Genomic DNA, 10,906 nt, shown 5'->3' with positions numbered 1-10,906 from the left:
CAGGCCGCGGGGTGATGAATCTGGTTCGCCGCCACTAGAGAACTTTTCTATAACACCCTGCTTGTTTTTACAAGGCCATGGATAATGCGAGACGTTTTCGGGACGTGCTGTGAAAAACCCGAAGCTGGAGAGCGCCGCTATGCCGCGGTTGTGTTTGTCTCAGGGAGATGTGTGGCCGCGGACCTGTTTTTCAGGGCGCCAAATTGAAGAAGCCGGGTTGCGTTGAGAAGATATGGCAGTAGATGAACCCGCTGGTTTGCTCAGCGCTCCGACAGCAGTTCCCGGAAGGTTTCCAAGTGCTTTTTCTCTTCGGAGATGATTTGCTCCAACTGGTCGGCGATGGACGGGTCGTCGATAAAGGATTTCAGGATTTCATAAAACGAAATGGTATCGTCCTCGAATTCGATAAACGTGCGGATCATTTTCTCGGGGGTGTCGATATCCTTGAAATTCACCTCCTGGAGGGAGAAGGCCTGCCCCTTGACCACATCCTCAACCAGCGCCCGGCTCAGTTCCGCCATCAGGTGATGATCCTTGCCCTGAACCAGGCGATCCTTTAAACCGGCAAACCAGTGGGCATGGTTTTGTTCTTCCCGGGCGATCCAGGACAGAAGGGTTTTCAACTCCTTGTCGGCTGTATGCTGTCTGGCATCCCGATAGGTCTTTTCGCCGTTGCTTTCCAGCCGTATGGCAATATCCAGAATGTCCTGGGCGCTGAACAAAACGGGTTCTCCTTTTTTACGGATTTCCGGAAACAGGACTTTACGAGGCACCGGCAGGGGCGGCCGGCGTTTGCCTCGATTCAGGTCCCGGATTCCGTCCGGGAGCGGCTGGATGATTTCTCGATGTCGAAGATCTGCTGGTCCAGATAGGTTTTGGTCTCGTAGTGGGTAACATGCATCAGCTTTCTCGTTATTTCTGCCACTTTGGCGACCTGCTCGGTAATTTTTTTAAGCTTCTGGACATGGGGCCCATCGTCGGGGCAGTCCAGCAGAAGCAGTTCCGCATAGCCTGAAATGGCCATGAGCGGCTGATTCATGTCGTGGCATACGGCACCGGCCAGTTCCAGAACCCCCTTGAGGCGCTCACTGCTTTGGCTGGTTTCTTCAAGGACCGAGTCGGCCTGCTTTCGCCGGGTTACATCTTCGAGAAGGATTACGCATCCGCTGTACTTTTCACTGACATCGCGCATTCGTTTCATCTTGATGGACAGGTCCCGCTGGCCCAGGGCCGTTTTCACACGCTTTTCTTTGGTTCTGTCCATCTCTCCGCTGGCGACGAACCGGTCGATTTCTTCGCGGAACCACGCCACCGGATGGTTGCCGGGGGTGTCACCGCAGTAATCGGCGCCCGGCACCACAGGACCGTCGAAAAGGGTCGCCCAGGCATGGTTGATGGCGTCGACGCGGTTGTTTTCATCCAGGACGGCCACCGGAGTCTGAAGGCTTTCGAAAATGGTCAGATACGTGTTTTTTTCGTTGGTGATGCTGCGATTGGCCTTTTGCAGATTTTTCATCTGCTCGTCGGTGTCCGGTTTCTGCCATGCCGTGCACAGACCGATTTCAATGCGGTCGAAAAACCGTTTCAGGATTTGAGAAAAGCGCCGGTTGCTTGCCAGGTCCGGCGATTGGCGGTCGACCAGGTCCATATAGCTCTGGCAGTAGTGCTTCATCAACCCCAGAAGCATGGCCGGTCCCACCCCCCGTTCCCGGTGGCGCTGCGTCTCGGCCATGCCGAAGCGGGCGAGCGGGTCGCCGGCGTAGTCCAGGTCGGGGCTCAGCTGAACATCGGGACCGCCTTTTTCCAGGGCGGCCAGCAGGGGGGCCGAGAGCCCGGCAATGGATTGTCGCCAGGCTTCCCGCAGGGTGGAGGTGTAGGCGGTGTATCCCCGGCGCTTGGCATAAAAAAGGATCCGGTCAGTCAGCCAGTCTTCATGATCGGCAATGATGGCATGCAAGGTGGCTGCATCGGTTGGGAATTGATCTGTCATGTCATAGATTCCGTTATTTGAAGGCCTGGTGGCAAGCCACCATGGCCGAGCGGAGGTCCCGCACCTCGTGCTGGAAATCGGCCAGCCGTCCGCCGTCAGCGGCGCGCTTCATATTCTGCACATGGTCCCGGTAGACGATCATTTCTTCGGGCCACTGCTGGCTGGACAGGATCTCGAAGTCGGCCGAGTCCCGCAGATACTGCTCCACCATCGCAGGGTCCGGGAGCAGATCCCGGGCCGCCGCCCGCGACAGGGCCTTGAACGATCGGCCCAACCGCTTTTTGACCCCCTTGAACCGGTTTTCCCAGTCTTCGACCGCTGCTTTTTCCGGTGGTGGGTAATGCGCCACCGTCGACCACTTGAATTTGAAGCCGGCCTGCAGCCGTCCCTTTTTTTCGACAATCTTGATTTTAGCCCTCAGGGCTTCCGGAACCGGCCAGTTGCCGCTTTCGGTCTGAAACTGCCCGTCACGCAGCTGGCGGGCCATGGCCTCCAGCCGTTCGGCCAGTTCCCCGGGGCTCATTTTCTTCTCTATTTTGTTTTCCATGGGCGTTTTCTCCTGTAAACGCGAACATGTCAATGCGAAGTGGATACCCGGAATCGGGAGGCGGTCTCATTAAGATTAGATTAAATCCGGCTGGGTGTAAAGACGGCAATCTCCTGCCATGCAGGCCCCCTCCGGTTTTGATGGCGGCAGGAAACAGCCACCCGGCAGAAACCGGGTCCGGCACCCCGCAGGATCAGGGTGCTTCAGCGCTGTCGGCGCCGGCTGCCAGCGCCCGGAGGGACGATTGCAGCCGGCGTTCTTTGCCCTTGAGTCTGCTGTTCAAAACGGCTTGGACATCATCCAGGGAAACCTGCAGCATCCCCTGGCCGGTGCCGCTCCGTCGGGCGCCGGAAAGGGTGAAACCCAGCATGATCAGATTCACCGACCTGGGGTCAGCCATTTTCCGTGCCACCCGGTCAGCATCGAGGGCGAATGCAGTCGACGGTGCATCCGTCTTCACCCGTTCCGGGCTGTTTACCGCGGCCCACCCCCCCGGCTTGAGATAACCGCCGTGCTGGATCAGGCTTTCGGCCTTGAGGGCGATCAGGCCGTCGGCGCGGCCCGGGTTGATCAGCGGGCTGGCAAATTCTCCGATCTTGAGGTGAGAGATGACCGTGCCGCCGCGCTGGGCCATGCCGTGGGTTTCGGAGGTAAAAACAGGCAGGCCTTTTTCGATGGCCGCTTCGGCCAGCAGCCGGGTAATGAACAACACACCCTGTCCGCCCACGCCGCTGATCACAATCTGGTATCGGGATTTATCTTCCATGGGTTACTCACTCGTCCTCGTTCATTTCTCAATTGTTCAGTCCATTACCGGCAACCGGAAACCAGAGATCTACTCTTTTTTCACGATTGCCCCCCTGGGGCAGACGCCCAGGCACACGCCGCACCCGTTGCAGACCAGGGGGTCCACGGCGGTTCGCCGGCCATCCTCCACGGCCACCAGTGCCGGGCATTCGAAATGTTGAAGGCAGAAGCCGCACCCGTCACAGTCCTCGGTCACCAGGACCTCGATGGGATCGGCGGCCTTCCCCTGGCGCGCCAGGTCGATGATGCAGGGGTGGCGGGCGATGACCACCGCCGGGCCCTCGTTGCGGCTGAAGGCGACCGCCCCTTTGACCATCGAGATAAAACCGTCGGTGTCATAGGGGTCCCCGACCTCAAGAAACTTGATGCCGCAGCCCCTGACCAGGCTTTCCATATCGACTTCCGCCAGGGGTTCTCCCGAGGCGCCCGTGCCCGTGGCCGGCGTGGGCTGGCTGCCGGTCATGGCCGTGGTGCGGTTGTCCAGGATGACCAGCACGAAACGGACGTTCTGGACCACCGCGTCGACGAGGGCGGGCACCCCGGCGTGAAAGAAGGTCGAATCGCCGATGGTGGCCACGATGTCGGGCCGTTTTTCCTCATGCTTGTAGGCCTGGTAGAATCCGGCGGCCTGGCTGATGGCCGCCCCCATGCACAGAACCGTGTCCACCGCCTTGAGATTCAGTCCCAGGGTGTAGCAGCCGATGTCGCTGGTATAGATGCCCCGCGGGGCCGCTTTCTTGATGGCAAAAAAACTGGCCCGGTGGGGGCAGCCCGCACACAGCGTCGGGCGCCGGCCGGGCGCCTGGGGCAGCGACGGGAGGTGTGCCTCGATGCCGGCAAAAGCGGCCAGCAGGGCCTCAATTTTTTCCGGAAGGAGCTCTCCCACGCACGGGACCACCCCGTTCAGCTTGCCCTTGATGCGATCGCGGTCGGCCAGTTGCATTTCGATGATGCCGGTGGTCTCCTCCAAAATCAGCACTTCGTCAAAGGCGTCCAGCAGAAGGCGGACGAAGGCCGTGTGCAGCGGAAACGGCTGGCGCACCTGGTAAAATGGCAGGTCGTCCCACAGGTCAAGATTTTTCAGGGATTCCGCCGTGTAGGCAGCGGCCACACCGCAGGAAACCACGGCGCGCCGTCCGGCGGCCTTCGGATTGCGCAGAACCGGCTCCGTCGCCTGGTGGGCCGCGATGCGGGCCAGCTTTTCTTCCAGTTCCAGGTGAAGCTGGTACCGAAATTTGGGCGTCGCCGCCCAGCGCGAGGGATCTTTCCTGAAATCCGGTTTCCTCTCCAGCGGCGGGATCGCGCCGGGGCGGACATCCTGGCGGGAGTGGCACACACGGGTCGTGGGGCGCAGCATCACCGGGGTATGGAAGGCTTCGGACAGGGTGTAGGCCAGGCCGACCATTTCCTTGGCCTGGCGGGGTGAATCGGGGTCCAGGACGGGGATTTTGGCCATCATGGCCATCATGCGGCTGTCCTGTTCCGTCTGGGACGAATGCGGGCCGGGATCGTCGGCGCTGATGATCACAAAGCCGCCGGCCGTACCCATGTAAGCCGCGCTCATCAGCGGATCGGAGGCCACGTTCAGCCCCACCTGCTTCATGCTGACAGCGGTTCGCAGTCCGGTCATGCAGCCGGCGTAGGCGATTTCGAAGGCCACCTTTTCGTTCACGGCCCACTGGACGTGCATGGTCGTGTCCAGCGGTTTATTGGCCTTGGCCACCGCGGACAGAATCTCCGATGCGGGGGTTCCCGGATAGGCGGTCGCCACGTGGCAGCCGTTTTCCATCAATCCGCGGGCAATGGCTTCGTTGCCCATCATGAGTTCTTTTTTTCCTGCCTGTTTCATGCCTTGATTTGACATTTTGCGTTTAACCTTTGAGCTTGATGCGTCAAGAAGAATCGGGCGATTATTCAATCGTTCGGATGTCGTCCCCAAAAAACAATCCCGTTGCTATTACACGTAAATGAATCGATTGTCGAGAGGGCGGTTGACGGGGCATCCGGATGCTCCCCGCACTGTATCTCAACGGCCGTTCAGCGCGCATTCAGCATCCGGCATGTCCGGTTTTGCATGTGACATGGCTGAGCCCCGGAATCGGGCATCGGTTTTCGGAGACGGGAAAACGGATTGGCACCGCTTTTCTGCTCTTGACCTGAGCCTGTGCCTGGCGTAGGGTGGGCTCCTTTGATTTTAAAAATGTTTCTACGTGGAGGAACGGTGGCCGGTTTTCAGGACCTGTTGCAGTTTGTGTTTGCCGGTGTGACCAGCGGTGCCATTTACGCATTGATCGCCCTGGGGTTCTGCGTGGTTCACAACACCATCGGCATCGTCAATTTTGCCCAGGTCGATTTCGTCTCCCTGGGCGGCATGTTCCTGTTCAGCGGGCTTTACTGGAGCGGGCTGCCCATGGTCGTGGCCCTTCCCGGCGCCGTGGCCGCCGTTACCGTGGTGGGGCTTGCCGTGGAGCGCCTGGGGGTGCGGCCGGCGCGCTCCCAGAACCATCTGGTGCTGATCTTCCTGACCATCGGCATTTCCATTATCCTGCGCGGAGCCATGAAGCTGGTGTGGGGCAAAAACCGCATGGCCGTCCCGCCCCTGGCCGGCGAGGAGCCGTTTCGTATTGCCGGCGCCGCCATCCTGCCCCAGGCCGTGGCCATCCTGATCATCACCGCCCTGGCCATCGGCCTGCTGGTGTTGTTTTTCCGAGGCACCCGGCTGGGGCTGTGCATGCGTGCCGTGGCCTCCAACCAGACGGCCGCGTCGGTGGTGGGCATTCCCGTGGGGCGTGTCAAGGCGGCCAGCTTCGCCCTGGCCGGCGGGCTGGGCGGATTGGCCGGTGTGCTGGTGACCCCCATCACCACCTTGAGCTACGACGTGGGCGTCCTGCTGGGGTTAAAAGGATTCGCCGCCGCCATTTTGGGCGGGTTCGGCTCCTTTCCCGGGGCCGTGCTGGGGGGCGTGGTGCTGGGGCTGCTGGAATCCCTGTCGGCCGGATACTGGAGCAGCGCCTACAAGGATGTCGCCGCGTTTGTGGTGCTGCTGCTGGTGTTGTTCGTGAGGCCCAAGGGGTTGTTGGGAAAGTGATACGGTTCAACCGGAAAAGGCATCTTATGGCCCAGGCCGGCGCTCCCACTCGGTCGAAATCCTCAGCGCAGCGCCGCTACGCCTGCGGGTTCGACCTCGCTGCGGCCTTGCCCTGTCGCAGATCCCGCATCGCGGGGAACCCTAACCTGCCTTTTCTGATGGATATGGTGAAACGATACCATCCCTGGTTATTCGACATTGGAAATTGGATATTCTCCGGTTCGATTTTACATCCGTTTTGCGGGTCGGGCTGCGCTGCAGGCGTTGCCCGACAACTTGAAAACGGGGAGGTTTCATACGGGAGGGAAGAGGATATCGCCAAGCGTTATCTTAAATCAAAGATTGAGCCGGAGTCGGGTCTGTCCTTCCGGATTCTGACGCCTGGCTTCTGAATTCTCTAAACGGTTTTGTCCGGTATTGACTGTTCATCTGCTGAATCACCATGCTGACTGCCAAAGACAACATTTTCTACTTTATCTACCTGCATCGGACCGGACTTACCGTGGCGGGGCTGTCCGCAGTATTGCTGGTGTGGCCGCTGGTGGAAAGCAATCCCTACAATCTGGGCCTGTCCAACCTGATCGCCATCTATGCCATCGTGGTGCTCGGCCTGAACCTGTTCATCGGCTATGCCGGTCAGATCAGCCTGGGCCACGCCGCTTTTTTTGCCATCGGGGCCTACGGTTCGGCCATCGGCACCGCCACGCTGGGGCTTCCGGCCTGGCCGGTCATGGCCGCGGTGGGGCTGGCCGCTGCCCTGATCGCCCTGGCCGTAGGGCTGCCCGCCCTCAAGCTGAGCGGGCATTACCTGGCCATGGCCACCCTGGGGTTCAACATCGTTATCTATACCCTCCTGGTACAATGGGATTCGGTCACCGGGGGGCCAAGCGGGTTTTCCGGCATCCCCAGCCTCACCATCGGTCGGCTGGTTTTTAACAACGAAATCCATTTTCATTACCTGGTGTGGACATTTGCCGTGCTGGCCCTCCTGCTGTGTCTGAACCTGGTTCGCAGCGGCGCGGGACGCGGTCTGGCGGCCCTGGCCGAGGATGAGACCGCCGCGGCGGCGCTGGGGGTGGACACCCGTCGTGCCAAGGTGAAGGTGTTTGTCCTGTCGGCGGTGCTGGCATCGGTGGCCGGCAGTCTGTTCGCCCACTGTTATGCCTTCGTGAGCCCGGATTCATTCAACATTTTCGTTTCCGTGGATTTTGTGATCATGGTGGTGGTGGGCGGCATGGGCTCCATCTGGGGAACCCTGTTCGGTACGGCCCTGATCACCCTGCTGCCCGAATGGATCGAGGCCCTGGAGTCCTTCAAGGACATCGTCCATGGCCTGATCCTGGTGCTGATCCTTCTTTTTATGCCCCAGGGGCTGGTCACGGGGATTGTGGACGCGGTGCGCACGCGCATCGCCACGAGTCGTCATGCTTGAACTGAGAAACGTCAGCAAATGGTTCGGCGGCCTGCCGGCCCTGCAGGATGTCTCGTTTCGCATCCCCCGGGGGCAGGTGACGGCACTCATCGGCCCCAACGGTGCCGGTAAGTCCACCCTGATCAACTGCATCAGCGGTGTGGACAATGCCCAGGCCGGCAGCATCCGTCTGGCCCGGCGCCCCGTCGAAGCCCTGCCGGCCCATGATATTGCCGCCCTGGGTGTTGCGCGCACCTTCCAGAACCTGAAGCTGTTCGGCCGGCTGACGGTGCTGGACAACGTGCTGACCGGCCTGACAGTGGCTGCCGAGCGTTCTTTTATCATCTCCATGCTGCGGTTGCCGGGACTGCGCCACGAGGAGCGGCAGCTTCGCCTGCGCGCTCTGGACGCCCTGGACGATTTCGGGCTGTCCCGGAAAGCACAATGGCCGGCCTCGGCGTTGTCCTACGGTGAAAAGAAACGGGTGGAGATGGCCCGCGCCTTCGTGAGCGACCCCCGTCTGGTGCTGCTGGACGAGCCGGTGGCCGGTTTGAACGCAGATGAAACCGCCCGGATTGCCCGGCACATCCGCCGACAGCGCGGCGCCGGTCACACCATGCTGCTGGTGGAACATGACATGGCCCTGGTGATGGACGTGGCCGACCAGGTGGTGGTCCTGGACAGCGGCCGCTGCATTGCCTGCGGAGATCCGGCGGATGTCCGCAGCAACCCCCTGGTCCTGGAGGCCTACCTGGGCCGTATGGAGGCTACGGCCTGATATGGGTAACGTTCATTTGCTGGCCACGGAGCAGTTGACCGCCCACTACGGGGCCGCCCAGGCGCTGTTCGGGGTTGACCTGGCCATCGATCCGGGAGAAACCGTCGCCCTCGTGGGCGCCAATGGCACCGGAAAGACGACCCTGCTGAAATGCATCATGGGGCTCATGAAGCCCTCGGCGGGAAAGGTCTTGCTGGATGGCGAGGCCGTCACCGGCCAATCGCCGGTGCAGATGGTGCGCCGGGGGCTGGCCCTGACCCCCGAGGGCCGGGAGGTTTTTGCGCACTTGACCGTAGTGGAAAACCTTGAACTGGGGGCGGCTGCCCTGAAAACCGGGCGCAGGGAAGTCGCCCGGCGCATGCAGGCGGTGTTCGATCGATTTGGCCGCCTGGCCGAGCGACCGGACCAGGCGGCCGGGACCCTGTCCGGCGGCGAGCAGCAGATGCTGGCCATGGGCCGGGCCCTCATGGCGCAGCCGCGCTTGCTGCTGCTGGACGAGCCCAGCCTTGGACTGGCGCCGTTGATCAGCGACGAAATTTTTACCATCATTCACCAATTGTCGCGCTCCGGCGTGACCATCCTGCTGGTGGAACAGAACGCCGCCAGGGCGCTGTCGGCCTCCCATAAAGCATTTTTGATGGCCGGCGGCCGCATCGTCCAGCAGGGGCGCAGCCAGGATCTGCTGGTCGACCCCACCTTGCGAGCCGCCTTTCTGGGCGCTGCCAGCGAAGAAAAACCCGAAGCCAGCCGGCTGGGCGCAGCCGGCCTGACCAATATCCGTTTGGAGAAACCCGACATGCATCAGCACACCTTTATGCCCGATTTTCCCGACCATCACGCCCTGGCCGCCCACCAGCTCAAGGGGCTGCAGTGGACCGTCCGCCATGCCTTCGAGGGCTCCAGCTTTTATCGGCAGCGCCTGGAGGCGGCCGGGGTCGATCCAGCATCCATCCGCAGCCTGGACGATATCAGACGGCTGCCCTTCACCACGGCCGATGATCTGCGTGAATTCTATCCGTTTCCCCTGCGGTCGGTTCCTTTTGAACAGATCGTGCGCGTCCATGCCAGTTCCGGCACCACCGGCAAACGCAAAATCATCGGCTACACCCAGAAGGATCTGGACGACTGGGTTCACTTTTTTGCGCGCTGCTACGAGATGGCCGGCGTCACCCCCCTGGACCGCGTTCAGATTGCCGTAGGCTACGGCATCTGGACGGCCGGCATGGGTTTTCAGCTGGGCTGTGAAAAGGTCGGCGCCATGGCCGTCCCGGTGGGGCCGGGCAATATCGACATGCACATCCAGTTCATGCAGGATGTGCGCTCCACGGTATTTTGCAGTACGGCCTCCATGGCGCTGCTCCTGGCCGAGGAGATTCAACGCCGCGGCATCGCCGACCAGATCAGCATCCGCAAAATCATCTACGGCTCCGAGCGCAGCTCCCGATCCATGCGCCAAAAGATCTCCGAACTGTTCGGCGGCGCCGAGCTTTTCGACATCACCGGCCTTACCGAGCTATACGGCCCCGGCGCGGGCATCGAATGCGGGGATCATGACTGCATCCACTACTGGGGCGATTACTACATTCTGGAAATCGTCGATCCGGAAACCCTTCAGCCGGTGCCCGACGGCGAGTGGGGCGAAATGGTGGTCACCACCCTGTGCAAGGAGGCCGCCCCGCTGATCCGCTACCGGACCCGGGATATCACCCGCATCATCCCCGACCGGTGCACCTGCGGTTCCGTCATGCCCCGGCACTCGCGCATCAAGGGGCGCAGCGACGACACCATCAAATTCAGGGGGGTCAACATCTACCCCTCGACCATCGACACCATCCTCTCGGCGATTCCCGGACTGGGCTCCGAATACCAGATCCACCTGACCCGGGATGAGCGCTCCGGCAGGGACTTCTTGCAGCTGAAGATCGAACGGGGCGAGGGGGTGGAGGCCGGCCGGACGGCGGAGCTGGTGCATGAAACCGTCTACCAGGTCAAACGGCAGCTGCTGGTCTCCATCGAGGTTGAACTGGTGGACTACGGGCAGCTGCCGCGGACGCAGCGTAAGAGCCAGCGGGTGTTTGATAGCAGAATTACCGACGAAATCGTCTGATGTTTATTCATAACCGGCGTCTTACGGTCCATATCGGCGTTCTCACATGTTTCAGATCCTCGACGCAGCGCTGCTGCGCCTCCGGTCTGAAACATGCTGCGGCCTTGATCTGGACCGTTATCCACCAATTCTGAACAAACATCGGTTTAAACTGTTTTGGATCCTCTTGGAGACGCAA

Annotated in this window: 9 protein-coding genes; 4 read left to right on the top strand and 5 right to left on the bottom strand. The window is 61.1% G+C overall.

The window, feature by feature from the left end:
- Positions 1 to 260: 260 nt before the first annotated feature.
- The 5 genes from DSCA_RS14015 to DSCA_RS13995 all read right to left on the bottom strand — a co-directional run bounded on the left by DSCA_RS14015 (position 261) and on the right by DSCA_RS13995 (position 5,208).
- Positions 261 to 722, bottom strand: coding sequence for a ferritin family protein (locus DSCA_RS14015; protein WP_167527771.1), 462 nt, complete (start codon positions 720 to 722; stop codon positions 261 to 263).
- Positions 723 to 802: 80 nt separating this feature from the next.
- Positions 803 to 1,990 carry a histidine kinase dimerization/phospho-acceptor domain-containing protein gene (locus tag DSCA_RS14010; protein WP_155317012.1) on the bottom strand — a complete coding sequence of 396 codons (1,188 nt, stop codon included), beginning with the start codon at positions 1,988 to 1,990 and terminating at the stop codon, positions 803 to 805.
- Positions 1,991 to 2,003: 13 nt separating this feature from the next.
- Positions 2,004 to 2,537, bottom strand: a complete 534-nt coding sequence (locus tag DSCA_RS14005; protein ID WP_155317011.1) for a GAK system XXXCH domain-containing protein — start codon at positions 2,535 to 2,537, stop codon at positions 2,004 to 2,006.
- Positions 2,538 to 2,730: 193 nt separating this feature from the next.
- Positions 2,731 to 3,303: a 2-oxoacid:acceptor oxidoreductase family protein gene (locus tag DSCA_RS14000; protein WP_155317010.1), complete on the bottom strand. Its 573-nt coding sequence runs from the start codon at positions 3,301 to 3,303 to the stop codon at positions 2,731 to 2,733.
- Between the two features lie 69 nt (positions 3,304 to 3,372).
- Positions 3,373 to 5,208 (bottom strand): thiamine pyrophosphate-dependent enzyme, encoded by a 1,836-nt coding sequence (locus DSCA_RS13995; RefSeq protein ID WP_231716487.1) that lies wholly within the window; start codon positions 5,206 to 5,208, stop codon positions 3,373 to 3,375.
- A gap of 357 nt (positions 5,209 to 5,565) precedes the next feature.
- On the opposite strand from DSCA_RS13995, the gene DSCA_RS13990 reads away from it, so the two are divergent.
- From DSCA_RS13990 to DSCA_RS32580, 4 genes are all read left to right on the top strand, one after another.
- Positions 5,566 to 6,432: a branched-chain amino acid ABC transporter permease gene (locus DSCA_RS13990; protein WP_197904795.1), complete on the top strand. Its 867-nt coding sequence runs from the start codon at positions 5,566 to 5,568 to the stop codon at positions 6,430 to 6,432.
- A 442-nt stretch (positions 6,433 to 6,874) separates the two neighbouring features.
- On the top strand, positions 6,875 to 7,864 hold the full coding sequence (locus tag DSCA_RS13985; RefSeq protein ID WP_197904794.1) for a branched-chain amino acid ABC transporter permease: 990 nt from the start codon (positions 6,875 to 6,877) through the stop codon (positions 7,862 to 7,864).
- Entirely contained in the window at positions 7,857 to 8,621 is a 765-nt protein-coding gene (locus DSCA_RS13980) for an ABC transporter ATP-binding protein (RefSeq protein ID WP_155317008.1), read from the top strand. Before DSCA_RS13985 ends, DSCA_RS13980 begins: the two co-directional genes overlap by 8 nt.
- A gap of 1 nt (position 8,622) precedes the next feature.
- On the top strand, positions 8,623 to 10,728 hold the full coding sequence (locus DSCA_RS32580; protein WP_155317007.1) for an ATP-binding cassette domain-containing protein: 2,106 nt from the start codon (positions 8,623 to 8,625) through the stop codon (positions 10,726 to 10,728).
- Positions 10,729 to 10,906 lie beyond the last annotated feature (178 nt).

This window comes from Desulfosarcina alkanivorans (assembly GCF_009688945.1).
In the GTDB taxonomy this organism is placed as follows: domain Bacteria; phylum Desulfobacterota; class Desulfobacteria; order Desulfobacterales; family Desulfosarcinaceae; genus Desulfosarcina; species Desulfosarcina alkanivorans.
Note: the sequence above shows the minus strand (reverse complement) of the source record. Positions and strands in the feature narration are given on the sequence as shown.

What these genes read in the sequence shown, in the direction of transcription:
- DSCA_RS14010 (WP_155317012.1), bottom strand. Translation starts at nt 1,990, where the DNA reads ATGACAGATCAATTCCCAACCGATGCAGCCACCTTGCATGCCATCATT.
- DSCA_RS14005 (WP_155317011.1), bottom strand. Translation starts at nt 2,537, where the DNA reads ATGGAAAACAAAATAGAGAAGAAAATGAGCCCCGGGGAACTGGCCGAA.
- DSCA_RS14000 (WP_155317010.1), bottom strand. Translation starts at nt 3,303, where the DNA reads ATGGAAGATAAATCCCGATACCAGATTGTGATCAGCGGCGTGGGCGGA.
- DSCA_RS13995 (WP_231716487.1), bottom strand. Translation starts at nt 5,208, where the DNA reads ATGTCAAATCAAGGCATGAAACAGGCAGGAAAAAAAGAACTCATGATG.
- DSCA_RS13985 (WP_197904794.1), top strand. Translation starts at nt 6,875, where the DNA reads ATGCTGACTGCCAAAGACAACATTTTCTACTTTATCTACCTGCATCGG.
- DSCA_RS13980 (WP_155317008.1), top strand. Translation starts at nt 7,857, where the DNA reads ATGCTTGAACTGAGAAACGTCAGCAAATGGTTCGGCGGCCTGCCGGCC.
- DSCA_RS32580 (WP_155317007.1), top strand. Translation starts at nt 8,623, where the DNA reads ATGGGTAACGTTCATTTGCTGGCCACGGAGCAGTTGACCGCCCACTAC.